This is a genomic window from Amycolatopsis acidicola, assembly GCF_007713735.2.
In the GTDB taxonomy this organism is placed as follows: domain Bacteria; phylum Actinomycetota; class Actinomycetes; order Mycobacteriales; family Pseudonocardiaceae; genus Amycolatopsis_E; species Amycolatopsis_E acidicola.
Map to the genome: position 1 here is coordinate 1 of NZ_VMNW02000078.1, position 25,712 is coordinate 25,712.

Consider the following 25,712-nt stretch of genomic DNA (forward strand, 5'->3'; position numbering starts at 1 on the left):
GGGTTAGGGGACGGTGGGTGTCGGGCCACCCCGAATCGGCAACCCAGCCGCGGCCCAAGCCCGGAACCCGCCATCCAGATCCGTGGCCTCGACTCCCAGGCGCCGCAGGTCGGCGGCGGCGAGACTCGACGCGTATCCCTCGTTGCACACCACCACGACGACCCGCCCGTCGGCCTCCGGCAGGCGGTGCGGGCCGACCGGGTCGAGGCGCCATTCCAGGTGGATCCGCTCGATCTGCACCGAACCGGGGATCTCACCCTCCGCGGCGCGGTTGGCCTCCGGGCGGATGTCCACGATGAGCGCGCCCTCGTCCTGCAACGCGCGCGCCCCGGCCGGGTCCACCCGGTCCAGTGTGGACCGGGCGGCGGCCAGCATCTCTTCGACGGTCACCGGTCGAGTATGGCCGGAAGCGGCGGGATTTCGCTGGGCACCTCGTCCAGGGTGCGGTACTGCCGCGTCGGGACGAGCGGCGGCGAGTAGGCGTGCACGCTGGCGGACGGGGTGGTGCCCGCGCCGGTCACCTGGTGCGCGCGCCCGGCGCCGAACCCGATGCCCTCGCCCGCGAGGTGCGTGCGGCGGCGGATCGGGCCGCCGGGGTAGCGGTACTCCTCGGCGAGTTCGCCCTGCAGCACGGTGAACGAACCGGCGGCGCCACCGTGGTCGTGCGGCGCGGTGTGCTGGCCGGGCAGCCAGGACAGCAGCCATAGCTCGACCCCGTCGGTGAGGGCGAGCCGGGCCCACCAGCGCTGCTCGGCGTCGAAGTGCAGCAGCTCGGACAGCGGTCCGGTCAGTTCGGCGGTGACGTGCCGGGTCAGCCCGGCCAGCTCCCTGGACGTCCAAAGTAGACGTTCGGGGTGCAGCAGCTCCGCCGGGAGCCGCGTGGTCAGGCGCGGGTGGATTTCGACGTCGGCGATGGTCTGGGTCAACGGATGCTCCGGTGAAGTCGCGGCGGAAGTGGGATTCGGCTACGCGACGCGGGCAGGATCAAGCGCGTCGCGTGCGCGTACAGCCACTCGACGCGACCAGGAGCAGGTCGACGGTGCGATCACGCCAGAAGGTGGTCACGGACCGCATGGTGCCACGGGTTCCCGCTACACCATGTGACGTCCCACGTTCTGGTACGGGGCCGCCGCCAGTGCCACCCGCCACGACGGCCACAATGAAGCCGTGAGCGAGACGGACAACCTTGACGACCTCGTGGTGCGGATGTCGGGCGTGGGGGTCCGCCGTGGCCGCAACGTGCTGCTGGCCGATCTGGACTGGTCGGTGGAGCTGGACGAGCGCTGGGTGGTGCTGGGCCCGAACGGCGCCGGCAAGACCACGCTGCTGCGCCTTGCCGCCGCCGAGTCGCACCCCAGTACCGGCACGGTCGACCTGCTCGGCGAGCGGATGGGCAAGGTCGCGATCTTCGACCTGCGTCCCCGCATCGGCTTCACCTCCGCCGCGATCGCGAGCCGGGTCCCCGGGGACGAACTGGTCCGCGACGTCGTGGTGAGCGCCGGCTACGCGGTGATCGGCCGCTGGCGCGAGGAGTACGACAAGATGGACTACGACCGCGCCAACGAGCTGCTCGGTGCGATGGGAATCACACATCTCGGCGATCGCACGTTCGGCACCCTGTCCGAAGGCGAGCGGAAGCGGACGCTGATCGCCCGTGCGCTGATGACCGACCCGGAGATGCTGCTGCTGGACGAGCCCGCCGCGGGGCTCGACCTCGGCGGCCGCGAGGACCTGGTGGCCAGGCTGTCCGAGCTGGCCATGGATCCCGACGCCCCGGCCACCGTGCTGGTCACGCACCACGTCGAGGAGATCCCGCCGGGCTTCACGCACGCGCTGCTGCTGCGCGAGGGGCGCGCGGTGGTGGCGGGGCTGATCGACGACGTGCTGACGGCCGAGAACCTGTCGAAGACGTTCGACCAGGATCTGGTGCTGGAGCGCTCGGGTGATCGCTTCTTCGCACGACGTCGGTAGGGTTCCCTTACCGGCCGGTAGCCTGACCAGCTGGGCCTGACCAGTTAAGGAGGACTGAGCGTGGGCGAGTTCGTACGGCTCGAGGTTGACGGTGGCATCGGCACGATCAGGTTGGATCGGCCGCCGGTGAACGCGATCAGCAATCAGGTGCAGACCGAGCTCGGTCAGGCGGCCAAGGAGGCGAGCGAGCGCGCCGACGTGCGCGCGGTGATCCTCTACGGCGGGGAGAAGACCTTCTGCGGTGGCGCCGACGTCAAGGAGATGGCCGCCCGCTCGTACGCGGAGATGCGCGCCTTCGGCACGGCGCTGCAGAACACCGTGGCCGCGGTGGCCGCCATCCCGAAGCCGGTCGTCGCCGCCGTCACCGGCTACGCCCTCGGCGGCGGGCTCGAGCTGGCGATGGCCGCGGACAGGCGCATCGCGGGCGACAACGTCAAGGTGGGGCAGCCCGAGATCCTGCTCGGCATCATCCCCGGCGCGGGCGGCACGCAGCGGCTCGCCCGGCTCGCGGGCGCGAGCGCGGCCAAGGACCTGGTCTTCACCGGCCGGTTCGCCAAGGCCGAGGAGGCGCTCAGCCTCGGCATCGTGGACGAGCTCGTGGCGCCGGACGACGTGTACGAGGCGGCGAAGAAGTGGGCGGGGCAGTTCGTGAACGGCCCGGCCGTCGCGCTGGCCAACGCCAAGGCGGCGATCGACGGCGGGCTCGACGGTGACCTCGCCAGCGGGCTCAAGCTGGAGACGTACCTGTTCACCTCGCTGTGGGCCACCGAGGACCAGAGCAATGGCATGCAGTCCTTCATCGAGAACGGGCCGGGCAAGGCCACCTTCGAAGGGAAGTGACATGACCGACCCAGCGCCGAACCCGCACGCCACGGCCGAAGAGGTCAAGGCGGCCTACGACGACCCGAAGCTCGCCAACGTGCTCTACCACGACTGGGAAGCGGGCACGTATGACGAGAAGTGGTCGATCTCCTACGACGAGCGCTGCATCACCTACGCCACCGACGTCTTCCACGCGGTCGCGGGCGAGGCGGAGCAGCCTTACCCGACGGCGATGGAACTGGGCAGCGGCACCGGTTTCTTCCTGCTGAACCTGATGCAGGGCGGGGTGATCAAGAAGGGCTCGGTCACCGACCTGTCGCCGGGCATGGTCCAGGTGGCGCTGCGGAACGCGGAGAACCTCGGCCTCGACGTCGACGGCCGGGTGGCCGACGGCGAAGCGATCCCGTACGAGGACAACAGCTTCGACCTCGTGGTCGGGCACGCGGTGCTGCACCACATCCCGGACGTGCAGGCCTCGTTCCGCGAGGTGCTGCGGGTGCTCAAACCGGGCGGGCGGTTCGTGTTCGCGGGTGAGCCGACCAAGATCGGTGACTTCTACGCGCGCAAGCTCGGCCAGCTCACCTGGTGGCTGACCACGAACGTCACCAAGCTCGGCCCGCTCAGCGGCTGGCGCCGTCCGCAGGAGGAGCTGGACGAGTCCTCCCGTGCCGCGGCGCTGGAAGCGGTGGTCGACATCCACACGTTCGACCCGAAGGAGCTGGAGCGCTGGGCGCTGGGCGCTGGCGCGGTGGACGTCAAGGCGGTCACCGAGGAGTTCGCGGCGGCGCTGGCCGGCTGGCCGATCCGTACCTTCGAGGCCGCCGTGCCGCAGGAGAAGCTGACCGTGAAGTGGCGGCTGTTCGCCTACCACCTGTGGCTTCGACTGTCCGCTTTGGACAAGAAGCTGCTGTCGAAGGTGCTCCCGCGCGAGCTGTTCTACAACGTGATGATCACCGGCACCAAGCCCGGCGCCCCCGTCGAGCTCTAGTTGCCGTACTCGTTCTCGCCCTCGGACGTCGCGTTCCTGCGCTCGGCCGAGGGCGAGCGCGCGTTGGCGGCCTGCGCCGAGCTGCCGCTGACGGACAAAACCCGCATCGCCGACGTCGAGACCGCCCGGCGCCTGGTCGGGGAGCACGCGTCGGCCGTGCTGGAAACCGTGGTGCTGCGCCGCAAGGCGGCCTGGAAGCTCGACCGCACCGACTGGCTGTTCACCTCCGACGCGCTGCAGCAGGCGAGCGCTTCGGCCGTGGCGCGCCATCGGGCGTCACGGCTGGCCGGGCGCGACGTGCACGACGTGACCTGCTCGATCGGCGCCGACCTCGCGGAGCTGGCGAAGACGGCCCGGCGCTGTCTCGGGTCCGATGTGGACAGTGTGCGGCTGGCGATGGCCCGGTTCAACTGCCCGGACGTGCCGCTCGCGCTGGCCGACGCGCTGCACCCCGTGAGCAGGGACGCGGTGGTGGTCGCCGACCCCGCCCGGCGCGATTCGCGGGGCCGCCGCTGGCGCCCGGAGGACTTCGCCCCGCCGCTGGACCAGCTGGTGGAAGCGTTTGCGGGCCGTGATCTCGCGGTGAAGTGCGCGCCGGGGCTGGACTGGTCCGGGATGTCGTGGGCGGCCGAGGTGGAGCTGGTCTCGCTGGACGGCACGGTGCGCGAGGCCTGCCTGTGGTCGGAGGGCCTTGCCACCGCGGGCCGCCGGGCGACGGTGCTGCGCGACGGTACACAGTGGACAGTCACCGACCGGGATCCCGACGATATCGGCGCGGGCGAGCCCGGGGAGTGGATCATCGATCCGGACGGCGCGGTGGTGCGGGCCGGGCTGGTCAAACACTACGGCGCCCGGCACGGGCTGTGGCAGCTCGACGAGCGCATCGCCTACCTGACCGGCGCCGAGCCGCCGCCGGGCGTGCGCGCGTTCCGGATCCTCGAACACGGGGCGTACAGCGAAAAATCCTTACGTGCCCAGCTCAAACGGCGCGAGGTGGGCAGGCTGGAGATCCTCGTCCGCGGCCTCGACGTCGACCCCGACGCGCTGCGAAAGCGGCTCAAGCCGAAGGGGCCCGCCGAAGCCACCGTCGTGCTGACCCGGATCGGCCGCTCCCCGGTCGCCTTCTTGTGCGAGGCAGTGCGCATTCCGTAGTTTGCCTTCCGTTCACCTGACGTTTGGGAGGCATCGTGGTGCGCAGGATGACCGGACTGCTGAAGCTCGCCGCCGCGGCGGCGATCGGGGCGACCATCGCGGGAGGGACGACGGCGCTGGCCACGCAGGGCGGCTCGTCCGAGCCGGACAACATCGGCCAGGTCAAGCTGGATGTGAAGGCCTACTACGGCGACAGCGTGGACGCTGAGGGGCACCACCACTACTCCGAAACCAGCCAGTGGGCGCAGGACACCCGGCGTCAGGTCGGCCAGGCGCGGCAGTACCTCGAGCGGAGGCTCGCGCAGGGCGTCGCCGACCCGGCGATCGTGCTCGACGTCGACGACACCTCCGAGATCACCTATGGCTGGGAGGCGGACAACGATTTCGGCTTCGATCCCGTCAAACAGCAGCAGGCCATCGACGACGGCACGTTCACGGCGATCGAGCCGACGCTGGAACTGGCCAACTGGGCGGCGCAGCACGGCGTGAAGGTGTACTTCCTGACCGGGCGTTCGCGGCATCAGGGCCCGGCGACGCTGAAGAACCTCGCCAACGAGGGCTACCCCGCTCCGGCGGAGGCGTTCTTCAAGCCCGAGGGCGCCGCGCCGGACTATCTCTCGTGCGGGCTGAGCTGCACGACCGTCGAGTACAAGTCCGGCACGAGGGCCCACATCGAGGCCACCGGCGCGCATCTCGTGCTGAACCTCGGCGACCAGTACAGCGACCTCGAAGGAGGGCGCGCCGAACGCGCGGTGAAGCTGCCGAACCCGATGTACTACCTGCCCTGACTCAGCCGTGGTAGCTGGAGTCGGTGTTGATCAGCGTCTGCCCGTTCTCGACGAGCATGCCGAGGGTGTGGGTCTCGGTGTAGTGCTTGCCCGCGTAGGTGAAGTCGATGGTGACCTGGACCGAGTTCGCGCCGACCTGCTTCGGGCCGTCGGTCACCTTCAGGCCGCTGACCTTGGACCACCAGTCCTTGTAGGCGGCGAAGCCCTGGCCCTTCAGTGCCGGGCCGAGCTTGGCCCAGCCCGCCTCCGGGTTGCCGGGCATGACCGCGTAGTAGTCGCTCACCGCCTGCGTGAGTGACGCGGGCGCGTTGGTGGCCGGGGAGCTGGGCGGCGTCGTGGTCGGCTTGCTCGCGCTCGCGGGCGAGCTCGACGCCGGGGCGGACGCGGTGACCGTCGCGGTGGCTGTCGCCGTGGCGGGCGGCGCCGCGCCGGCGTCCGGCTGGCCGGCGTCCTTCGTCAGCAGCACCGTGGCGACCACCGCTGCGGCCACCACCAGCACCGCGAGCCCGGTGTAGAGCAGCGGCTTGCGGTTGCGCTTCTCGCCCGGCGGTTCGGTGATCGTGCTCAGCTCGGCCGCGAGCTCCGCCATCGTCGGCCGAGACTCGGGCTCGAACCGCATCATCCGGCCGAGCACGTCGGTCAGCGGCCCGGCCTGCTGCGGCGGCGCGAACCGGCCCGCGGCCGCCGCGTACAGCAGCGCCATCTGGTTCTCGGTGTCACCGTAGGGAAACCGGCCTTCGACGATGGCGTACAGGGTCGCGCCGAGGGAGTAAACGTCCGAGGCCGCGTCGGGCTTCTCGCCACGCGCGGCCTCGGGGGACAGGAATGCCGGGGTGCCGGCGAATCTGCCGCTGCCGGTGAGTGTTCCGTCGTCGGCGGCCTTCGAGATGCCGAAGTCGGTGATCTTGGTGGTGCCGTCCTCGCCGAGCAGGATGTTCCCCGGCTTGACGTCGCGGTGCACGATCCCGGCCGCATGCGCCGCGGCCAGCGCCGACGCGGCGTGCGAGCCGATCCGCGCGACCTCGGCCGGTGGCAGTGGCCCTTCGGCCGCCACGACTTCCGTGAGACTGCGCGAGGGCAGGTACTCCATGATCAGCACCGGGAGGCCGTCGTCCTCCGCGACGTCGAACACGGTGATGGCGTGCCGATGCTGCAACCGGGCGGCGAGCCGCGCCTCGCGCGACGCGCGTTTGCGTGCCTGTTCGGCCTCCGCCTTGCTGAGCCCGGCGGTGAGCAGGAGTTGTTTCACCGCAACGGTTCGGTCCAGCAGCTCGTCCTTGGCCAGCCAGACCACGCCCATCGCGCCGCCGCCGATCCGGCGTTCCAGCCGATAGCGGCCGGCGATCAGACGTCCGTCATCCTCGTCTCTTTCCGTCCCGGTCACCCGGTCAGGCTACGGGGTGCGGCGCGATTCGATCACGAAGCTACCGGCTGTGTCACCGCTTCGGCGGTACGAGCAGGTCAGCCATCCCGTCGAGGAGCCGTTGCAGGCCGAACTCGAACACTTCGTCGAGTTCGAACGCGATGTCGTGCCGGACCAGCTCGGTGAAATGCGGGTGATCACCGCCGTCGAGAAGCGGGAGCAACTCGGGTTCCTGCGTCTGCATCCATTCGTCCGGCGTCAGCCCGGTGTCCCGCTCCGCTTCGGCTTCGCCCTCGAGGTTCACCGCGATCCCGCGCACGAAGTTCAACAGCGACAAGTACGCGTAGAGCTTCTCCTTGGGGTCGAGGTCGCCGAGCGCCCGCAGCGACCATTCCGTGTGCGCCAGCCCGTTCGGCAGCGGCTGCGGCCTGGTGAGTGAGAGGCTCCGCGCGAGCCACGGATGTCTGCGGAACATGCGCCACTGCAGGCGGCACAGCGTTTCCAGCTGTTCGCGCGCTCCCGGCGGCGGTTCGGCCGGCAGCGGTTCTTCGAGGAAGACCGCGTCCGTCATCAGCAGCATCAGGTCGTCCTTGCCGGGCACGTGCCGGTACAGGGACATCGTCGCGGTGCCGAGCTCGGTGGCGACCCGGCGCATCGACAGCGCGGCCAGCCCTTCGGCGTCGGCGATTTCGATGGCCGCGCGCACGATGCTTTCCCGGTTCAGCTCCGTTTCGGACGCCTGCCGCGGCGCCTCCCCGCGCTCCGCGACGACTGTGCCGACGCCTTGGACCGCGCGCACGAGACCCTCTTGGCGGAGGGTGGTCAGCGCCTTCGTCGCCGTCGCCATCGCGACGCCCCACTCCTGGGTGAGCTGCCGCGTGGAGGGCACGCGGGCGCCCGGTTTCAGCTCTCCGGCGGCGATGCGCCGGCGCAGCTCGGCGACGATCCTGAGGTACGGGTGCTCCATCTGGCGGCCTTCCGGTGTACTAGTGCTCTAGTTGCTGTCTTCGCTGTTCACAGCCGGTGCACTAGGAGACTTTACACCGTACCGCAAGTGTTTGTACGGTGTACGCATGAAGCGAATCCTGATCTCCGGCGCGAGCATCGCCGGACCCACGCTGGCTTACTGGCTGCACCGCTACGGCTTCGAGGTGACCGTCGTCGAGCGCGCGCCCGAACTACGAACGGGCGGCCAGGCGGTGGACGTCCGCGGCTCCGCCCGCGAAGTGATCGAACTGATGGGGCTGATGCCGTCGGTGCGCGCGCGGCACACCGGCACGGTCGGCATCCGCGTGGTGGACGCCGCGAACAGGGAACGCTGGCGCTGGGGCGCGGAACTGTCGGGGCATTCCGGCGGCATCATCGCGGACCTGGAAATTCTGCGCACCGATCTCGCGCGCATTCTGTACGACGCGACCACGCCCGGCGTGGAATACGTCTTCGGTGATTCCATCACCGATCTGCGGCAGCACGACGAGGGTGTGGACGTCACTTTCTCCAGCGGCGCCGAGCGCCGGTTCGACGTGGTGGTCGGCGCGGACGGGCTGCACTCGCGGGTGCGACGGCTGGCCTTCGGGCCGGAGCCGGACTACGTCCGCGACCAGGGGTACTACAAGGTGATCTTCGCCGCCGAAACCGGCCTCGACCTGGGCGGATGGCAGGCGATGCACGTGCTGCCCGGCCGGCGGCGGGCGAGCCTGTACCCGACCGCGACCGGGCAGACGCGGGGCATGTTCTTCTTCGCCGCGCCCCCGGTGGCCTACGACCGCGGCGACACCCGCGCGCAGAAGAAGATCGTCGCGGAGGCGTTCGCGGAGTGTGGCTGGGAAATCCCGCGAATGGTCGAGTCCATGTGGGAAACGAGTGATTTCTACTTCGACCGCGAAAGCATGGTATCGGTGCCGGAATGGTCGCGTGGGCGCGCCGTACTCGTGGGTGACGCTGTTTCCGGTGGTTCCGCCGGCATGGGCACGAGCATGGCGATCGTCGCCGCGTATGTGCTCGCGGGTGAACTCGCGGCGTCGGACGGTGATCACGCGCGGGCGTTCGCGGAGTACCGGAGGAAGCTCGGAGGTTACGTCTCGGCTAACCAGAAACCTATGCCTGGTGGGGTAAAACTGTTCCTGCCGCGCAGCGCGGGCGTGATCTGGCTGGGTGATCAACTGACCAGGCTGATGCTCGCCGGGCCATGGCGGCGGAAGCTCACCGGAGACCTCGGCGGCAACGCCGAGAGCGTCACACTGGAAAAGTACCTTTCGTCGGTGCAGACGGTGGACGAAGCGCGGTGAGAAGAGGATGCTTGGCAGTAACGGGTTTTCGCTGAATAGTCCATAAAGGACTGTCGCTTCGGGAGGTGCTGATGACGGGCGCGGACACTCGCGAGGATCTGGCTCCGCTACGTACGGATTTCGACCGGTCCTGGCGCGGGTACGACGCGCGTCAGGTACAGGAGTTCGTCCGCCGCGTCGAGGCCGACCTGCGATTGCTGATCAGTGATCGGAACGCGGCCGCCGCCAGCGCCGAGGAGCTCGCCAGGCAGCTGGAGGAACTGCGCAGCGAGAACGACAAGCTGCGGGCGAAGATCGACCGGATCAGCCGGAGCCCCATCGAGGCCGACGGCCTGTCCGAGCGCCTGCTCCGCATGGTGGAGCTGGCCGAGGACGAGGCCACGGAGATCACCGAACGGGCGCGTGCCGCCGCCGAGCGCAGCTGGGCGGCGGCCGAGCACGCGGGCCAGCGCCTGCGCGAAAGGCACGAACGCCTGGTCGCGGACGTGGACGAGCGGCGTCGCGAAGCGGCCGAGGAGCACGAAGCGCTCATGAAACGCACCGCTCAGCAGGTCGAGGAAATGACCGAGGAGGCGGCGCGTGCCCGGCATCGGCTGGACGAGCAGGCGGAGCGGCGCCGCCGGCAGGTGGAGGCCGATTTCGAGGAGGCGATGGCGATCCGGCGCGCCAACTCCCTGCGCGCGATCGAGGAGCTGGAGCAGGAGGCCATCGAGAAGGCGGAAAGCCTGGTGGCGGAAGCCCAGCGCAAGGCCGACTCGACGAACGCGGTGCGCGAGCTGATGTCCGAGCAGCTGCGGGACACCCAGCGCCTGCTCGAAGAAGCAGGCCCGTTGCTCGAGGTCGAGCCCGCGGAGCCGCGGGAAGTGCCGGGTGATTTGCCCATACCGCGCAAGGAAGACGAGCCCGACACGGTGGTGGTCGAGCTGGACGAGTCCGCGAAGGCGAAGCCGCGTGCGGTGGAGGAAAAGCCGAAACCGAAGCCGAAGCCGCTGAAGGAGCCGGTCAAGGCCGCGGGGTAGCGGGCACCGGTTCGGGTTTGGCGTACAGCCGCGAGCGCGGGTCGAACAGCCCGGCGCGGAAGTAGTAGATGTTCGTGACCACCTGCAGGAACACGAAGAGCGCAACGTATTGGGCGCCGTTCAGCGCGGGCACCAGGTTCACCGGCAGCGTGTAGGCGATCGCGAAGCGGACACCGGCGTCGAGCAGTGTCGCGGTCCCCCAGATGACATTCGCGGTGCGCCATACGCGGCGGAACGACGCCGAGCGCTCCCAGAGCGATTCCCACGGTTCGCCGCCGCCGATCCGGCCGTCCAGCAGGAACCGCGCGAAGTGGTACACCACCGGCCGCCGCCCGCGGGTGGTGGCGAGCATCCAGATCCCGGTCACGGCGGTGAGGAAACCTTCCTTCGCCAGCAGGAAGCGCTCGTCCCCGCTGACCACGGCGACGAGCGCGGACAGCAGCGTCATCGCGGCCATGAAACCGGCCAGCTCGTTGAGCTTCCGGTTGCGCAGCAACTGGAAGCCGGTGGTCAGCACCGAGGGCACCGCGCTCAGCAGCAGCGCGTGGTAGGTGCTGAACCCGATCCCGTGCAGGAGGTAGTACAGGGCGATCGGCAGCGCGATGTCGAGCAGCCGGGGCAGTGCCTTGATCATTTCCGGATCCCCCGTTCGTAGAGCTCGACCAGCTCGCGCGCGGAGGTCGCCAGGTCGAGGTCCGGGTACGCCTCCAGCATCATCGGGATCCCGTCGAGGCTGCGCTGGATCGAGGACGCGACCACGCGCACGTCGAACTCGCGGAACTCCCCGGCCTTGCGACCGTCGGCCAGGATCTGCTCGAGCGGCGAGAGCACCGCGCGCTCGTCGTCCTGCGGGTCGAAGTCCAGCGCGCCGTTGAGGAAGATGCTCAGCAGTGCCTTCATCGGCGTGCGGTGCTCGGCGACGAACTCGATGTAGCCCTCGATGTACGCGCGCAGCGCGGCCGACGGCGTCTCCTGGCTGCCGACGCGCTCGGTCATGTAGCCGCCGATCTGCTGGTAGACCTCGGCCACGATCTGCTCCATCAGTTCCTTCTTGCCCGCGAAGTGATACGAGATCAGCCGCGTGCTGCTCAGCCCCGCGTGTTCCGCGATCTTCGCGAACGACGCCTGCGGATAGCCCAGCTCGGCGATGGTCTCGATCGCCGCCGCGACGATCTGCGCGCGCCGCGCGTTGGCCGTGAAGCTCCGCTCGCTTACCTGCATGAGTAAACAGTACCTCATGCAGGTAATTCCTGTCAGTGGTCAAGTAATTCCTTGGGCCTGAGCTGCGAGGGGATTAACCTCTGTGAGATGGAAGGGCGGCCGGGCCACCGGGTGCGAAGCGTGGGGCGGGACGACTACGTCCCCGCGTACCTGAGCCTCATCTCGAACGCGTTGTCCTGGGGCGGATCGCGGCTGTTCCTGCGGCTGCACGGGGTCGGCATCAACGAATGGCGGGTGCTGTCCGCGATCGTGAACGCCCCGGGCAGCACGGCCACCCGGATCGGCGAGGAGCTCGGGCTCAACAAGTCCGTGGTCAGCCGGAGCATCCAGCTGCTGCAGACCCGCGATCTGGTCACGGTCGAGAACTTCGAGGGCAGGCGCGGGCTGCGGCTGACCGAGGCCGGGCACGATCTGCACGACCACCTGCTGGTCATCTCGCTCAAGCGCGAGGAGCTGCTGTTGTCGGGGTTCAGCGAGGAGGAGAAGGCGTTGCTGATGTCGTTCCTGCGCCGGATGTATCGCAACGTGCCCGCGATGAACGCCTACGACCCCGAGGACCAGGTCAGCGTGTGATGGATTTCCTCACCACGGACCCGGACGTCCTCGACGGCTACCGGTTCGACCAGGCCGGTTTCTGCGACGCCGGGATGCCGCGCGCGCTCGCCAGGCCCGCGAACACCGCTGAAGTCGCGCAGGTCCTGCGGCACGCGTACGAGGAGCGGATTCCCGTGGTGCCGCAAGGCGCGCGCACGGGATTGTCCGGCGGCGCGAACGCGATCGACGGCGCCATCCTGCTTTCGCTGGAGCGGATGGCGGAGATCCTGGAGATCGACGAGGTCAACCACACCGCGACGGTGCAGCCGGGCGTGATCAACTCGGTGCTCTCGCGCGCGGTCGCCGACAAGGGGCTGTTCTACCCGCCGGACCCCGGATCGTGGGAGATTTCCACGATCGGCGGCAACGTCGCCACCAACGCCGGCGGACTCTGCTGCGTGAAGTACGGCGTGACCAGTGACTTCGTCCGCGAGCTGGAGGTGGTGCTGGCGGACGGGCGGGTGCTGCGCACGGGGCGTCGCACGGCGAAGGGCGTCGCGGGGTACGACCTGGCGCGGCTGTTCACTGGCTCCGAAGGCACTCTCGGCGTGATCACCGAGATCACCGTCGCGCTGCGCCCGGCCACGGAGAAACCGTTGACAGCGGTCGCTTTCTTCGCCACGGCGGGCGCGGCCTGCGCGGTGGTGAGCGAGTACGTGAGCACCGGCAGGCGCCCGTCGCTGCTGGAGTTCATGGACAAGCCGACGGTCGACGCGGTCTCGGCGTACCGCGATCTCGGTTTCCCGGACGACGTCGAGGGCGTGCTGATCACGCAGTCGGATCGCGGTGCGGCAGCGCCGGACGATCTTGCCGCCTTCGCCGAAGTGGCTCGCGCGGGTGGAGCCACCGACGTGCTGGTGGCTTCGGACGAGGCCGAGGCGGAGCTGCTCATCGAGGGCCGCAGGCTGGCCGGGGTCGCGATGGAGCGGCTCGGGCCGAGGCTGGTGGACGACGTGTGCGTGCCGAGGTCCCGGCTCGCCGAGTTCGTCGAGGGCGTGGCCGCGATCTCGCGCGAGCACGGGGTTCCGGTGCCGTGCTGCGGGCACGCGGGTGACGGGAACATGCACCCGAACGTCGTTTTCGACAGCGAGGACCCGGATTCGGTGCGCCGCGGGCAGGCGGCGTTCGATGCGATCATGGCGCTCGGGCTGCGGCTCGGCGGCACCATCACCGGGGAGCACGGCGTCGGGATGCTGAAGCGGGACTGGCTGGAGACCGAGCTCGGCGAAGTCGGGGTGGCCGTGCACCGTTCGGTCAAGGAGGCGTTCGACCCGCGCGGGATCCTCAACCCCGGAAAGGTGGTGCGCGGCCGCTGAGCTTGTCATCCTGGCCCGATGGAGACTGCGGAGACAGGGGAAACGGCACTGTGGCATCCGTTCGCGGACATGGCGACAGTCGCGGAGCACGAGTTCGTCATCGAGCGCGGCGAGGACGTCTGGGTCTACGACTCCGGCGGCAGGCGGTATCTCGACGGGACGGCCGGGCTCTGGTATGCGAACGCGGGCCACGGCCGGGCCGAGATCGCCGACGCCGCCGCCGCGCAGTTGCGGAAGCTCGCGGGCTATTCGATCTTCGGTGACTTCAGCAACGAACCCGCGCGCGCACTGGCGGAGCGGATCGCCGGGCTGGCGCCGGTGCCGGACGCGAAGGTCTTCCTGACCACCGGCGGCGGCGAGGCCATCGACAGCGCGGTCAAGATCGCGCGCCGCTACCACTTGGCGCAGGGCGAACCGGAGCGCGTGCACGTGATCAGCCGGGCGCAGGCGTACCACGGCACCAACGGAATCGGCACCGGGGTCGCGGGCATCGAGGCCAACCGCGCCGGGTTCGGCGAGATGCTCCCGGCGGCTTCGCGCGTGCAGTACGACTCGGTCGAGGCGTTGCGCGAGGAGATCCTGCGGGTCGGGCCCGAGCGCGTGGCGGCGTTCCTGTTCGAGCCGGTGATCGGCGCCGGCGGGGTGTTGCCGCCGCCGGAGGGCTACATCGAAGGCGTGGTCGAGGTGTGTCACGAGTTCGGCGTACTGGCCATCGCGGACGCGGTGATCTGCGGGTTCGGGCGGCTGGGTTCGTGGTTCGGCGTCGAGCGGTGGGGTGTGGAGCCGGACCTGATCACTTTCGCCAAGGGCGTCACCAGCGGGTACCTGCCGCTCGGTGGGGTGGTCGTGCACGGCCGGGTCGCGGAGCCGTTCTTTTCCCGTCCTGGCAACGTTTTCCGGCACGGCCCGACGTACTCCGGCCACCCGGCTTGCTGTGCCGCGGGGCTGGCGAACATCGATGTGCTGGAGCGTGACGGTCTGGTGGGGCGTGGGCGTGAGCTGGAAGGTGAGCTGGCGAACGTGCTGCGTCCGCTGGCCGCGCACCCGCTGGTCGCCGAGGTGCGGGCCGGGGTCGGTCTGCTCGGCGCGGTGGAGCTGACGGCGGAAACGCGAGACCGGCTGCCGTCCGCCCTCGCTGATCTGCAGCTGCTTGCGCGTCGGCAAGGTGTACTCGTGCGCCCGCTGGGAGCCGCGCTCGCGGTTTCCCCGCCGCTGACCGTTCAGGCCGAGCAGCTGCGGCAGATCGGCGAAGCCTTCGCCGAAGGACTTGACGAACTCAAGCTCAAGGTCGAGTCCACAGTGGATTGACCGCCGAGTCCGGCCACGTCCGTTGTGGACTGATCGATCCGGCGCCGCTGCGTGGGCGGAAGATCACGCACAGGAGTCGCGGTGCGCCAATGGTTGAACGCAGTGGGCCGTTTGTCAGATTTCTCGGGCGCGCGGATCTCGGTAATCTGCTCGTCGTGAGTCAAGCCTCGACCGAGGCCCGGCCTGGTGACCTGGTCGAGCGTGTACAGCAGCTGTGGCAAAAAGCGTGTGACGACGAACTACGCCCGCTGGGCCTGACTTTGGCCCAGTACAGCCTCCTGCGCGCGCTCGCCGACAGGCCCGGGGTGTCCACCACGGAACTCGCCCCGCTGCTCGTGTTGAACCGGCAGACGCTGCGCGACGTGCTGGGCGGCCTGCGCAGCTCGGGCCTCGTGCTCGTCGGCGGCCGCGGCCCGCTCGGCCGCACCCGCCCGGTGCAGCTCACCGTCGACGGGCGGGCCCGGCTGCGCGCCGGTGAGCACGCGATCGCCGGGGTCGAGGCGCGGATGCTCACCAGGTTCACCCCCGGCGACCGGCACCGGCTGAGCGCGATGCTCGCCACCTGCGCGGTGAATCTCGCGCGTTGAGCCCGGTTTTCCTGCGCGGCACGGACAATGAGGGCTAGTTTGAACCTGTGACGAGCGGTGCTTCCGTCGTGGGCCGGATCGGTGAGCTGGTCCACCCCACCCGTGGTGCAGACGGGCCGGGCGAAGTGCGGGTCAGCATCAGCGGCGGCACGGAAATCTACCTGGCCCATTCGGCCGGGCCACTCCCTTCCGGCACGAAGGTGCTGATCGTGGAATGGCGTGGCGCGCGGGCCGTCGACGTCGTGCCGTGGACGGATCTGCCCGGCACCGGATGAGGAGAGCACGATGTTCGGTTATCACGTCCCGGCACCGGATGAGGCGATGCTGATTTCCGGCGGCAAGGGGAGCAACGGCGAGAGCCCGTTCCGGGTCGTCACCGGGCACGGCTCCTTCGTGATGCCGTTCTTCCGTAAAGTCCGGTTCCTCACGCTTGCCATGTGTGAGGCCGAAGTCGCCGAAGCCTGCGTGACCAAACAGGGCATCGCGCTCAACGTGCGCGCGGTGATCGCCTTCAAGGTGGGCAACGACGAGGAGAGCATCGTCAACGCCGGACAGCGCTTTCTGTCCGATCAGGACCAGATGTCCGTCCTCACCGGACGGATCTTCGCCGGCCACCTGCGCTCCATCGTCGGCTCGATGACGGTCGAGGAGATCGTGACCGAGCGCCAGAAACTGGCCACCGAGGTCCTCGACGGTTCGAAGGCGGAGATGGCGAAGATCGGGCTGAGCGTGGACTCGCTGCAGATCCAGTCCATCGACGACATGAAGCTCGGCTACATCGCCGCGATGGCCGCGCCGCACAACGCCGCGATCCAGCGGCAGGCGCAGATCGCGCAGGCGCAGGCGAACCAGGCGGCGGCCGAGGCGGAGCAGGAGTCGCAGCGGCGGCAGGCGGAGTACAGCAGGCAGACGGCGGTCGTGCAGGCGCAGTACAAGGCGGAGGTCGATCGCGCGCAGGCCGAGGCGTCACAGGCGGGGCCGCTCGCGCAGGCGCAGGCGCAGCGCGAGGTCATCGCGATGCAGACGGAGCTGGCGCAGCGTGAAGCCGAGCTCCGCCAGCAGCAGCTGGTCGCGGAGGTCGTGAAGCCCGCGGACGCGGAGGCCGAGCGGGTGCGCATCCTGGCACAGGCCGAGGCGGAGAAGATGCGGATACAGGCCGAGGCGGCCGCCTCGTACGACCGCGTCGCGCTGGACAGGATGCTGATCGACCAGCTGCCGATGATCGTCAAGGAGGCGGCGGGCGGGCTGGCCGGCGCGAACGTCAACATCCTCAACGGTTCCGACGGGCTCGGGGAGATCGCGGCCGGGCTCGTCGGCCAGGGTCTGTCTATTTTGGACTCGGTGAAGAAGGGCCTCGGCGGCGGTGAGGAGAAGAAGCCGGGGACGGACCTCGAACCGCGCTAGCCGACAGGAGCGCCGGCTCGTTTGACCCGGCGGATGACGGGAGCTGTCTCGGCGCTCAGCACGCCGGGCAGAGCGCCGAGTTTCCCTGCCAGGTAGTCGTAAAGCGCTTCCCCGTCCCGGCAGACGGCGAAGGCGACCACGTTGCTCGGACCGGTGGTGGCCGCGGCGTAGGCGATTTCCTGATGCGTCGCCAGCGCCGCGCCCACCGTGCGCAGCTCCGCGGGAGCGACGGTGAGCCACAGGATCGCTTCGCTCGCACAGCCGAACAACAGCGGATCGATATCGATGTCGAAGTACACGGTGCCCTCGGCGCGCAGCTGGTCGAGGCGGCGGCGGACCGTCGACTCCGACCAGCCCGTGGCGCGGGAGAGGTCCGGGAAAGCCGCGCGGCCGTCTTCGGCCAGCGCCGCCAGCAGACTTTCGTCCGGCTCCGCCGGGGCCTGCGCGTCGGGCGGCGGCTGCCAGCTCAACTCCGTGATCTGCTTGTCCGACAGGGCTTTCATCCGGCCCGGCCAGCCCGCGGTGCCGGCCATCGGGTGCAGCAGGCTGTGTGCTGTCACGGAAACGAGGCGCGGGGTGCGGGGGAGCTTGTGCAGCAGGAGGCCCTCCGCGTCGCTGCGGCCGCGGGTGCGGGCGATGCACGTGATCTCGGTGCCGCCGGACATCAGGCTCACCCACGACGTGTCGGGCCTGCGGGCGAGCGCGGCGGCGATCTGGGTGGCGGAGTCCGGGGTGCAGCGCAGCCGGACGAACCAGTCGGTCAGGCCGAGGTGCTTCGGGCTGGGCAGGCCGACCACGCGCAGCCGGTGCGCGGAGCGCAGGCGGCCGTAGCGGCGCGCGATCGTGCGGTCCGACGTGCCGAGCACCTCCGCGATACGGCTGAACGGGGCCCTGGCGTCGAGCTGCAGAGCGTGCACGAGCTGTCGGTCCAGCTCGTCGAGCGTGTCCGGATCCACCAGCTGAAGGTAGCTGGTGTCGGATACCGGCGCTATCATCGATTTTCGCGCCGGTACCGGCGGCGGCCGGTCAGTCTGGGCGTATGAGCGAAGACATCGGCTACCTCGACCACACCGTGCTGCTGACCCGCGAGCTGGAGGCAGTGGCGAAGCTGTACACGGACCTCGGCTTCACCCTCAGCGCCCCGTCCGCCCACAGGTTGTCCACCGCTGTGGGCGAGCCGCTGGTGCAGGCGGGCACGGCCAATCAATGCGCCGCCTTCGGGAAGTCCTATGTGGAGATACTGGGACTCGTCGACGAGAACGCGCCGGATCCCTGGCATGTCAAGGAAATGATCAAGGTCAACCGAGGGCTGCTCCTGACCGCGGGCACCGGTGACGCCGAGGCGACCGAGCGGCGCTGGCGTGCGGCGGGGTTCCCGTCGACCGGTGTGCGTTCGCTGGAGAGGCCCGTCGAAACCCCGGAAGGCGAGCGTACGTTGCGGGCTCGCGGTGTGTATCTCAGCGCGGAAACCTCGCTGGGAGTGGGGTTTCAGGCGGGCCAGCAGCTGACGCCCGAGTACGTGCACCAGCCGCACCTGCTCCGCCATGCGAACGGCGCCCGTGGGTTGGAGAGCGTGCTGCTCGCCGTGGCCGATGACGCGGTGGGTGAGTACGTCGACCGGTATTCGGTGATCTTCGACGCGCAGGCGCGGGAGAACGGGCCGCGCTACTACTGGCAGTTGAGCGCGGGGCGCTTCGAACTCGTGGCCGAGTCGGCGTTCGGTGAGATCCTGCCCGGGGAGAAGGCGCCCGCGCTGCCGTTCCTCGGGGCGCAGACGTTCTCCGTCGAGAACCTGGATGTGGCACGGAAACTGGTGGAGGACAACGGAATCGCGACCTGGGACAGTGAAGGCGGGTTCTTCGTTCGTGCTGCCGACGCGTTCGGCGTCAGCGTAGGATTCGTGGCATGAGGTCCTTCCCCGGGATTCCGTTCGCCACAGCGTCCCGGTTCGGCGCGCCGGTGCCGGCCCCGTTGTCCTTCGGGGGCAACGAGCCCGGCCCGGCGGCGCCGCAACCGCCCTCGCGGCTGGAACGCGTGATGGGGTCGGTTTCCCCGCCGCAGAGCGAGGACTGCCTGACGCTCAACGTCTGGTCGCCCGAGGGTGCCGAAGGATTGCCGGTGCTCGTGTTCTTCCACGGCGGCGGGTATTCGAGCGGTTCGGGTGGTCTGCCGTGGTACGACGGGGCGAGGCTGGCCGAGCACGGAATCGTTGTCGTCACGGCGAACTACCGGCTCGGCGCGCTGGGTTTCGCGTACCTCGCTTCGCTGGCAGACGGGCTCGGCGCGGGGAACTTCGGCTTGCAGGACACGGCAGCGGCGTTGCGCTGGGTGCGTGAGCACATCTCCGCCTTCGGTGGCGATCCGTCGAAGGTGACGGCGGCGGGGCAGTCGGCGGGGGCGTACTCGCTGCTTTCCCTGCTGCCGCGAGAAGATCTGTTCGCGCAGGCCATCCTGATGAGCACGCCGGCCGGGATGCCGCCCGCGCGGCCGGAGGAAGCCACTGAGACGACGGAGCTGCTGCTCTCGGCGCTGGGTGTTTCGGCGGCGGAGCTGCCGCGGGTGGACGCGTCGGAAATCATTGCCGCGCAACAGAAAGTAGCACAGGTGAAGCCCGGCGTGGTGCCGCCTTTCCAGCTCGTGGGTTCGGAGGATCCGGTTGTCGCCGCGGCGGAGAGCAAGGTCAGAATCCTGCTGACCGCCACCAAGGACGAGGGGCTCGCGTTCGGCCCGGAGGCCGGCGCGCTGACGGAGGAGTTCTTCGTCCGCCCGGCGCGCCGGTTCGTGGATCTCCTTGCGGCGAACGGCAATGAGGCCGAATGGTTCGAGTTCGACTGGGCGCCGGAGTGCAGTCCGTTCGGCGCCTGTCACTGCATCGATCTGCCGTTCTTCTTCGGCACCCTGGACGCTTTCCGGGACGCGCCGATGCTCGCCGGTGCGTCCCGGAGTGAGCTGGAGGACGTGGTCGGGCGCACTCAGGCCCGGGTGGTTTCCTTCGTGCGGGGGTGAATCCTCTCGGTGGCGAGTGACATCGCAGCCGCGAGCGGTGTCCCCGGTGCCTTGAGGATTCTGTCCACAGTGGATTCGATCGCGTCGACGCGTGCGGTGGCAGCCTGGTGGTCGAGACGTTCGATCTCCCGGCCCAGCGTGTAGATCACGCCGCCCGCGCTGGCGACGAAGTCCGGGATCCACGTGATCTCCCGCGCTGCCAGCAGTTCGGCGACGGAGTCGTCCGTCAGCTGGTTGTTGGCGGGGCCGACGATCAGCGGCACCTTCAGCCGGTCGATCGTGTCCGGCCCGAACACTCCACCGACGGCCGCTGGTACGAGCACGTCCGCCGGAGTGGTCAGTACTTGAGCGGGATCCACCCACTCGTAGCCGTTCTCGTTGGCCTGCTCGCGTTTCGTATCGTCCACATCGGACACGAGGATGCGCGCCCCGTGAACTCCCTCGGCGATGAGTGCGCCCACCGAGCCGAGCCCGCTGATGAGCACGGTCCGCCCGGACAGGTCGGCGCTCCCGAACACGTGCCGCATCCCGGCGCGGAGCGCGGCCAGTACCCCGCGCGCGGTGGGGCCGCTCGACGAGCCCGTGCCGCCCACGTTTTCGGGCAGGCAGAACGCATGCGGGGTGTGCCGCCGCAGCACGGCCATGTCCGCGGGGCCGGTGCCGACGTCCGGGCCCGCGATGTAGGACCCGCCGAGTGACGCGATGAACTCGCCGAGGTCGTCGAGGATGGCCTGGCGAAACTCGGGGGTCAACGGTGTGGCCCGGTCGAGTGCGAGCACGGTTTTCCCGCCCCCGAAAGGCAAATCGGCGGCCGCGCATTTGAAGGTCATCGCCTTCGAGAGTCTCAGCGCGTCCTCCAGCCCGTCCCGCCAGCCGGGGTATCGGCGCAGCCGGACGCCACCCACGGCGGGCCCGAGTGCCCGCGAATGCACGGCGATGATCATCGGAACCCGGCCGCGACTCCCGCGCCGGACGATCACTTCTTCATACTCCATGCCCGAAAACTAGCCCGATGGCCAAGGTTATGCTGCAATCTCCGAACGATGTTCGGCAGCGTGGAGTGAGGGACGAACGTGGACGAACTTGATTCGGCGATCATCCGGCATCTGCAGGAGGATGCACGGCAGTCGAACCGCGACATCGCCCGCAAGCTGGGCATAGCGCCGTCGACCTGCCTGGAGCGCACGAGGCTGTTGCGGCAGCGGGGCGTGATCCGGGGCTACCACGCGGAAATCGACCTGCGCTCGCTCAACCGCGGGGTGCAGGCGATCGTCGCGGTGCAGGTCCGGCCGCTGAGCCGCACCGTGGTGCAGCGCTTCGAGCGGCTGGTCTCGGAACTACCCGAGGTGCTGTCGGTGTACACGATGGCGGGCAGCGACGACTTCCTCGTGCACGTGACGGCGCAGGACATCGACCACCTGCACGCCTTCCTGCTCGACCGCTTCACGAGCCGCCGCGAGATCGTCGGCTTCCGGACGTCGATCATCTACCAGCACCTGAGGAAGCCGGTGCTGGAGCCGTTGCCTGAGGAGGAGTAGCCAGCGTATTGGCCGCTGGCGCGCGCGTATTGGCCGCTGGCGCGCGCGTGTTGGCCGCTGGCGCGCGCGTGTTGGCTCGTGGCGTTGATGTGGTGGTGGCTCGGGTACGGGAGGGTGTTGGCTGGTGGGTATTTGCCACCGGCGGCGGCCAACTCGCGGACGGCGGTGGCCAACTCGCGGACGGGGGTGGCCAACTCGCGGACGGGGGTGGCCAACTCGCGGACGGGGGTGGCAAAGACGGCGCGGATGGGCGGATTCGGCTGGTGGCCTAGTCGGTGTCTGGTTTCAGGGCGGCGAAGACCGTGGGCCAGTCGGGGGGAGCCGATTCCGAGTCGTCGTACAGTTCGAACGTTTTGCCGGACGCCGAGGGGTCGAACAGCGCCGCCACGACAGCGTCGGCGACGGCTTCGCGGCTGATGCGGCCTTCGCCGGTGTCGCCCTGCTCGATGCGGACTCCGTCGGGCCGTAGATCGTGCAGCCAGCTCGGTCGGACGATCGTGTACTGCGCGCCGCTGGTCCGCAGCGCCTGCTCGCCGCGGGCCCTGGCTTCGATGCGCTCCGCCATCTCGGGGTGCTCCGCCGGGCGCGTCACGTAGATCTGCGAGACCAGCACAACCGGGATGTCTTCCCGCGCGGCGATTTCCGCTATCCCGGCAACACCTTGGTGCATAACGGTTTCCGCGTCCTCCGCCGGCTTGGGCGGTTCGACGGCGATCACCACACCTTCAGCACCGGTGAACACCGAACGGTCGAGCTCGGCCAGGTCGAGCTTCACCGGCTCCACCCCGTCGACGGCCGCACCCGGTTCGCGGCTGGCCGACCGGACCCGGTGCCCGCCGGCGGTGAGCCGCTCGGCGATCCGCCGCCCGGTGCGGCCGGAGCCACCCACGACGACGAAGCTGCTACCCATGATGCCTCCCCGTTGGCCACTAGACGACCAGCATGGCCGCGCCCCGACCCCGGGTCAACAGCCCCGCGCGACGATCTTGCCGGGCCGTGTCAGCGGATCGGTGCGCAGCCGTTCGAGTACGGCTTCCGCCTGCGGTTCGGCCGAAAGCTCCCGCCAGATCGCCAGCGCCTGCTCGTAGTATTCGCGCGCCCTCGCCGGCTGCCCCAGCCGCCGGTGCAGCTCCCCGAGCAGCTCACTGACCTCCGCCACCGACCGCCGGTCGCCGGTTCTGCGGTGCACCGAAAGGGAGTTCACCAGCAACAGCCTGGCGTGCGCCAGATCGCCGCTCTGCAGGAACAGCTCGCCGAGATTCTGGTGCGCGTACCCGACACAATGGTCGTCGCCCAGCTCCTCGAAGATCGCGATCGCCCTGTCCAGCTCCGAACGCGCCGCGCCGAGGTTGCCGCGCATCTGGTGCAACACCGCGATCCGTTGCAGCGCACGGGCTTCCCGGTGACGGTCGCCGATCTCGGCGGACAGTTCGTAGGCGTCGGTGAACCAGCGTTCCGCCGTCGCGTGGCAGTCGCGCAGGAGCCACAGGCTGCCCACGGCCAGCCGTACGACGGCCTCTCCGTGCCGGTCTCCGATCCTGCTGAACAACTCCAGTGACCGCAGCAGCAGCTCCAGCGCCGGCCCGTTCTCCTCGTTCACCCGGCGCACCATGCTGAGCCCGGCCAGCACGATCGCCGCCCCGCGATCGTCCCCGGCCTCCTCGAACAGGCGCAGCGCTTCTTCGAACGAGTCCTGCGCCGTCCCGTAGTCGTCCTGGTAAAGCGCCACCTGTCCGAGGTTGCGCAACACGATCGCCTGCCCCGTCTGCTCGCCAGACCGGCGCGCCGCGGCCAGTGCTGTTTCGTGCGTGCGCTGCCAATCGTCGTGCAGACCGCGGAGATCGAAGAACGGCGTGCAGGCCGCTGTCAGGCGCCACGCCAGATCGTCCAGCCCCCACACCACGGCCAGCTCGACCAACGCGACGAGCGTGGGCAACTCGGCCTCGAACCACAGATTCGGGTCACCGCCGTCCGGCTCCGGCCGCCACGAACCCGTCGGTTCGGGGAGCAGGCCGAAGAAGTGGATCGGCATCCGGCGGACGGCGTCGGCCGCCAGCGCGAGGTAGCCCTCGATCACCCGCCGCACCCGCGCACGTTTGACCTCGGCGTCCTCCGGCTCGGTCTGCTCGACCGCGTAGCAGCGGAGCAGATCGTGCAGCCGGTACCGCGGCTCGCCCCCGGAATTGACCAGCGCGACCAGATGCGCGTCCACCAGCACGTCCAGCGCCTCGTCGCCGTCCGGACGGTCGAGCACGGCCGCGACCGCCCACGCCGGGAAGTGGACCGGCCCGAGCTGCCCCAGCCCGCGGAAGGCGCGCGCGGCGCTGACCGGCAGCTGGTCGTAGCTCAGGCTGACGCTGGAGCGGACGGCGAGATCGCCGAGACGCAGTTCGTCCAGCCGCCTGCGTTCGTCGGAGAGCCGCCGCGCGAGCATCGACAACGTCCAATTAGGACGATGTGCGAGCTTCGCCCCGGCGACGCGGATCGCCAGCGGGAGGTGGCCGCAGGAGCGAAGGATCTGTTCCGCCCCTTCAGGTTCGGCCGCCACCCGCTCCTTCCCGACGATCTTCGCCAGCAGCGCGGCCGCGTCTTCCGCGCCCAGAACGTCCACATCCACGGACAGCGCCGCGGGCAGGCCCGGCAGGACGCCCCGGCTCGTGATCAGCACAGCGCAGGAACCCGTACCGGGCAGCAATGGGCGTACCTGCGCCGCGCTCGCCGCGTCGTCGAGCACGATGCACAACCGCCGCGAAGCCAGCCGAGTGCGCAACAACGCCGAACGCTCGGCCAGTCCGCGCGGCATCGCCGGATCCGGAACTCCCAGCGCGCGAAGGAGTTCCGGCAGTACTTCCTGCGGACGGCGTGGCGACTCCGCCGTCCCGCGAAGGTCCACATGCAACTGTCCATCCGGGAACTCGTCGCGCAGCCGGTGGGCGACCCGTACCGCGATCGACGATTTCCCCACTCCCGGCGCGCCGGAGAGCACCACGACGGCGGGCTCGGTGCTGCGCTCGAGCAGCTCCGTGACTTTGCCGATCAGCTCCTCGCGCCCGGTGAAATCGGGCAGGTCCAAGGGAAGCTGGCGCACGGGCAACTGCATCTCCGTGGACAGTTCGGCGTGCGCCCTGCTCAGCGCGGGCCCCGGCTCGGCGTCGAGTTCTTCGCGCAGCACCTGCTCGGCCTCGGTGTACGCGGCGAGGGCCTCCGCCCGGCGGCCGCCCGCGTTCAGCGCCAGCACCAGCTGGCGCCAGAGCTCTTCGCGCAACGGGTTTTCCGCCAGCAGCTCCCGGATTTCGGCCACCGCCTTGGCTTCCTCGCCCAGCTCGACCCGGAGCCGGATGCGCCGCTCCTGCGCCGAAAGCCGCAGCTCGGTGAGGCGGGCGACCTCGGAGCTCCACAGGTGACTGTGCGCGAGATCCGCCAGCATCTCGCCGCGCCAGTAGCCGACCGCACTGTCCAGCGCGGACAACGCCGCCCGGGGTTCGGCGTTTTCGGCCTGTGCCAAGCATTTCTCGAACTCGGCCGAGTCCAGCTCGCCCGGCTCGACCGTTACGACGTACCCGCCGGCGCGGCCCTGGAGTCGCTCGGCGAGCCCGGGCTCCGCGTCGTCGAGGCGTTTGCGGAGCGAATGGACGTACGTGCGGATGTTGGCCGCCGCCGAACGCGGCGCGGACCGCGGCCAGAGCACCTCGGCCAGCGCGTCCGTCGACACCACCGTGTTGGCCTGGAGCAGCAGCGTGGCCAGCAGCAGACGTGGTTTGGCGCCGCCGAGTGGCAGGGGCCTGCCTGCCACGGCGGTCTCGAGCGGCCCCAGCACGCGGAAGGTGATCACCAAGGCGAATCGTATGAGTCCGGCACCCGTCGCGCCAATACCGTGCGTGTGTCCGGTCGGTGAATCCTGTCCGGCGATCGGCGAACGGTCACCGCACCCGCCTGGGCACTCCCGCCGAGATGGGCCGCAGCTCGGCCGCCGTGCGGCTCAGCCGGGGCCCGCGGGGCTCGGCCGACGCCAGCCGGTAGCAGGCCAGCAGCCGCAACCCCGTCCATTCCTGCGCCGTCCAGCCCAGCGCCGTGGTGGGCGGCGTCCAGCCCTCGGCCTGCGCGGCCCGCCACACGTCGTGCGCGTGCCCCGCGACGAGCACCAGGTCGGTGACCGGCTCCTGCCGGGGGACCAGGTCGGCCTCGCACCGGACGGCGTCGGCCACCGCGCTCAGGTGTCGTTCGAAAACCGGCCACAGCTGGGGTTCGGCGGCCAACGCCAGCCAGCCGGGCTCCAACCGCCCGGCGACGCCGTACAGCCAGCGCCGGGCGGAACGGTCCGCCAGGAAATCGGCCCAGCCCATGCAC

Annotated in this window: 28 protein-coding genes; 17 read left to right on the plus strand and 11 right to left on the minus strand. The window is 69.9% G+C overall.

Annotation, left to right across the window (positions count from 1 at the left end; genetic code table 11):
- Positions 1 to 3: 3 nt before the first annotated feature.
- Both FPZ12_RS34880 and FPZ12_RS34885 read right to left on the minus strand, forming a co-directional pair.
- Positions 4 to 375, minus strand: coding sequence for a rhodanese-like domain-containing protein (locus tag FPZ12_RS34880; RefSeq protein ID WP_150980636.1), 372 nt, complete (start codon positions 373 to 375; stop codon positions 4 to 6).
- 11 nt (positions 376 to 386) lie between these two features.
- A complete protein-coding gene (locus FPZ12_RS34885; RefSeq protein WP_144762073.1) occupies positions 387 to 926 on the minus strand; it encodes a cysteine dioxygenase in 540 nt (179 codons plus the stop codon).
- 280 nt (positions 927 to 1,206) lie between these two features.
- On the opposite strand from FPZ12_RS34885, the gene FPZ12_RS34890 reads away from it, so the two are divergent.
- The 5 genes from FPZ12_RS34890 to FPZ12_RS34910 are packed head-to-tail and all read left to right on the plus strand — an operon-like array spanning position 1,207 to position 5,721.
- The gene (locus FPZ12_RS34890) at positions 1,207 to 1,971 is read left to right on the plus strand and encodes an ABC transporter ATP-binding protein (protein WP_144762094.1); all 765 of its coding nucleotides are present in this window, start codon (positions 1,207 to 1,209) and stop codon (positions 1,969 to 1,971) included.
- Between the two features lie 60 nt (positions 1,972 to 2,031).
- Positions 2,032 to 2,811, plus strand: a complete 780-nt coding sequence (locus tag FPZ12_RS34895; RefSeq protein ID WP_144762076.1) for an enoyl-CoA hydratase/isomerase family protein — start codon at positions 2,032 to 2,034, stop codon at positions 2,809 to 2,811.
- 1 nt (position 2,812) lies between these two features.
- Positions 2,813 to 3,781: a class I SAM-dependent methyltransferase gene (locus tag FPZ12_RS34900; protein WP_144762079.1), complete on the plus strand. Its 969-nt coding sequence runs from the start codon at positions 2,813 to 2,815 to the stop codon at positions 3,779 to 3,781.
- Complete coding sequence (locus tag FPZ12_RS34905) at positions 3,782 to 4,933, plus strand: THUMP-like domain-containing protein (protein ID WP_144762082.1); 1,152 nt, start codon at positions 3,782 to 3,784, stop codon at positions 4,931 to 4,933.
- 47 nt (positions 4,934 to 4,980) lie between these two features.
- Positions 4,981 to 5,721, plus strand: coding sequence for an HAD family acid phosphatase (locus FPZ12_RS34910; protein ID WP_144762085.1), 741 nt, complete (start codon positions 4,981 to 4,983; stop codon positions 5,719 to 5,721).
- Between the two features lies 1 nt (position 5,722).
- On the opposite strand, the gene FPZ12_RS34915 is transcribed toward FPZ12_RS34910, so the two are convergent.
- Together FPZ12_RS34915 and FPZ12_RS34920 are read right to left on the minus strand one after the other, a co-directional pair.
- A complete protein-coding gene (locus FPZ12_RS34915; protein ID WP_150980630.1) occupies positions 5,723 to 7,105 on the minus strand; it encodes a serine/threonine-protein kinase in 1,383 nt (460 codons plus the stop codon).
- 52 nt (positions 7,106 to 7,157) lie between these two features.
- Positions 7,158 to 8,051, minus strand: a complete 894-nt coding sequence (locus tag FPZ12_RS34920) for a TetR/AcrR family transcriptional regulator C-terminal domain-containing protein (RefSeq protein ID WP_144758805.1) — start codon at positions 8,049 to 8,051, stop codon at positions 7,158 to 7,160.
- Between the two features lie 106 nt (positions 8,052 to 8,157).
- Between FPZ12_RS34920 and FPZ12_RS34925 the strand changes: the two genes are divergently transcribed.
- Positions 8,158 to 9,372 carry an FAD-dependent monooxygenase gene (locus FPZ12_RS34925; RefSeq protein ID WP_144758808.1) on the plus strand — a complete coding sequence of 405 codons (1,215 nt, stop codon included), beginning with the start codon at positions 8,158 to 8,160 and terminating at the stop codon, positions 9,370 to 9,372.
- A gap of 71 nt (positions 9,373 to 9,443) precedes the next feature.
- Positions 9,444 to 10,391: a DivIVA domain-containing protein gene (locus FPZ12_RS34930; protein WP_144758811.1), complete on the plus strand. Its 948-nt coding sequence runs from the start codon at positions 9,444 to 9,446 to the stop codon at positions 10,389 to 10,391.
- Here the strand turns inward: FPZ12_RS34930 and FPZ12_RS34935 are convergent.
- Positions 10,375 to 11,025 (minus strand): VC0807 family protein, encoded by a 651-nt coding sequence (locus tag FPZ12_RS34935; RefSeq protein WP_144758814.1) that lies wholly within the window; start codon positions 11,023 to 11,025, stop codon positions 10,375 to 10,377. The two genes, FPZ12_RS34930 and FPZ12_RS34935, sit on opposite strands and share 17 nt — an antisense overlap.
- Entirely contained in the window at positions 11,022 to 11,612 is a 591-nt protein-coding gene (locus FPZ12_RS34940; RefSeq protein WP_144758817.1) for a TetR/AcrR family transcriptional regulator, read from the minus strand. The genes FPZ12_RS34935 and FPZ12_RS34940 overlap by 4 nt, the downstream gene beginning before the upstream one ends.
- Positions 11,613 to 11,699: 87 nt before the next feature.
- On the opposite strand from FPZ12_RS34940, the gene FPZ12_RS34945 reads away from it, so the two are divergent.
- The 6 genes from FPZ12_RS34945 to FPZ12_RS34970 all read left to right on the plus strand — a co-directional run bounded on the left by FPZ12_RS34945 (position 11,700) and on the right by FPZ12_RS34970 (position 16,821).
- Entirely contained in the window at positions 11,700 to 12,185 is a 486-nt protein-coding gene (locus tag FPZ12_RS34945) for a MarR family winged helix-turn-helix transcriptional regulator (protein ID WP_144758820.1), read from the plus strand.
- Positions 12,185 to 13,522 (plus strand): FAD-binding oxidoreductase, encoded by a 1,338-nt coding sequence (locus FPZ12_RS34950; protein ID WP_144758823.1) that lies wholly within the window; start codon positions 12,185 to 12,187, stop codon positions 13,520 to 13,522. Before FPZ12_RS34945 ends, FPZ12_RS34950 begins: the two co-directional genes overlap by 1 nt.
- An 18-nt stretch (positions 13,523 to 13,540) precedes the next feature.
- Positions 13,541 to 14,830 (plus strand): aminotransferase family protein, encoded by a 1,290-nt coding sequence (locus FPZ12_RS34955; protein WP_208026126.1) that lies wholly within the window; start codon positions 13,541 to 13,543, stop codon positions 14,828 to 14,830.
- A 155-nt stretch (positions 14,831 to 14,985) separates the two neighbouring features.
- The gene (locus FPZ12_RS34960; RefSeq protein WP_144758826.1) at positions 14,986 to 15,417 is read left to right on the plus strand and encodes a MarR family winged helix-turn-helix transcriptional regulator; all 432 of its coding nucleotides are present in this window, start codon (positions 14,986 to 14,988) and stop codon (positions 15,415 to 15,417) included.
- Between the two features lie 47 nt (positions 15,418 to 15,464).
- Positions 15,465 to 15,692: a hypothetical protein gene (locus tag FPZ12_RS34965; protein ID WP_144758829.1), complete on the plus strand. Its 228-nt coding sequence runs from the start codon at positions 15,465 to 15,467 to the stop codon at positions 15,690 to 15,692.
- 10 nt (positions 15,693 to 15,702) lie between these two features.
- Positions 15,703 to 16,821, plus strand: a complete 1,119-nt coding sequence (locus tag FPZ12_RS34970; protein WP_144758832.1) for a flotillin family protein — start codon at positions 15,703 to 15,705, stop codon at positions 16,819 to 16,821.
- Here FPZ12_RS34970 and FPZ12_RS34975 read toward each other — a convergent pair.
- The gene (locus FPZ12_RS34975) at positions 16,818 to 17,777 is read right to left on the minus strand and encodes an Lrp/AsnC family transcriptional regulator (protein WP_243770197.1); all 960 of its coding nucleotides are present in this window, start codon (positions 17,775 to 17,777) and stop codon (positions 16,818 to 16,820) included. The genes FPZ12_RS34970 and FPZ12_RS34975 overlap by 4 nt on opposite strands.
- An 83-nt stretch (positions 17,778 to 17,860) precedes the next feature.
- Here FPZ12_RS34975 and FPZ12_RS34980 point away from each other — a divergent pair, with 83 nt between their 5' ends.
- Both FPZ12_RS34980 and FPZ12_RS34985 read left to right on the plus strand, forming a co-directional pair.
- Positions 17,861 to 18,730, plus strand: a complete 870-nt coding sequence (locus FPZ12_RS34980; protein WP_144758838.1) for a VOC family protein — start codon at positions 17,861 to 17,863, stop codon at positions 18,728 to 18,730.
- A complete protein-coding gene (locus tag FPZ12_RS34985; RefSeq protein ID WP_144758841.1) occupies positions 18,727 to 19,827 on the plus strand; it encodes a carboxylesterase family protein in 1,101 nt (366 codons plus the stop codon). Before FPZ12_RS34980 ends, FPZ12_RS34985 begins: the two co-directional genes overlap by 4 nt.
- Here FPZ12_RS34985 and FPZ12_RS34990 read toward each other — a convergent pair.
- Entirely contained in the window at positions 19,794 to 20,822 is a 1,029-nt protein-coding gene (locus FPZ12_RS34990) for a Glu/Leu/Phe/Val dehydrogenase dimerization domain-containing protein (RefSeq protein ID WP_144758844.1), read from the minus strand. The genes FPZ12_RS34985 and FPZ12_RS34990 overlap by 34 nt on opposite strands.
- Positions 20,823 to 20,900: 78 nt before the next feature.
- On the opposite strand from FPZ12_RS34990, the gene FPZ12_RS34995 reads away from it, so the two are divergent.
- Complete coding sequence (locus FPZ12_RS34995; RefSeq protein WP_144758847.1) at positions 20,901 to 21,365, plus strand: Lrp/AsnC family transcriptional regulator; 465 nt, start codon at positions 20,901 to 20,903, stop codon at positions 21,363 to 21,365.
- Positions 21,366 to 21,460: 95 nt separating this feature from the next.
- Complete coding sequence (locus FPZ12_RS47155) at positions 21,461 to 21,637, plus strand: hypothetical protein (protein WP_424923673.1); 177 nt, start codon at positions 21,461 to 21,463, stop codon at positions 21,635 to 21,637.
- Here FPZ12_RS47155 and FPZ12_RS35005 read toward each other — a convergent pair.
- The 3 genes from FPZ12_RS35005 to FPZ12_RS35015 all read right to left on the minus strand — a co-directional run bounded on the left by FPZ12_RS35005 (position 21,634) and on the right by FPZ12_RS35015 (position 25,708).
- Positions 21,634 to 22,275 carry an SDR family oxidoreductase gene (locus FPZ12_RS35005; protein ID WP_150980633.1) on the minus strand — a complete coding sequence of 214 codons (642 nt, stop codon included), beginning with the start codon at positions 22,273 to 22,275 and terminating at the stop codon, positions 21,634 to 21,636. The two genes, FPZ12_RS47155 and FPZ12_RS35005, sit on opposite strands and share 4 nt — an antisense overlap.
- Before the next feature lie 54 nt (positions 22,276 to 22,329).
- A complete protein-coding gene (locus FPZ12_RS35010) occupies positions 22,330 to 25,197 on the minus strand; it encodes an AfsR/SARP family transcriptional regulator (protein WP_243770198.1) in 2,868 nt (955 codons plus the stop codon).
- 88 nt (positions 25,198 to 25,285) lie between these two features.
- Entirely contained in the window at positions 25,286 to 25,708 is a 423-nt protein-coding gene (locus tag FPZ12_RS35015) for a DUF6401 family natural product biosynthesis protein (RefSeq protein ID WP_144757396.1), read from the minus strand.
- Between the last annotated feature and the right edge of the window lie 4 nt (positions 25,709 to 25,712).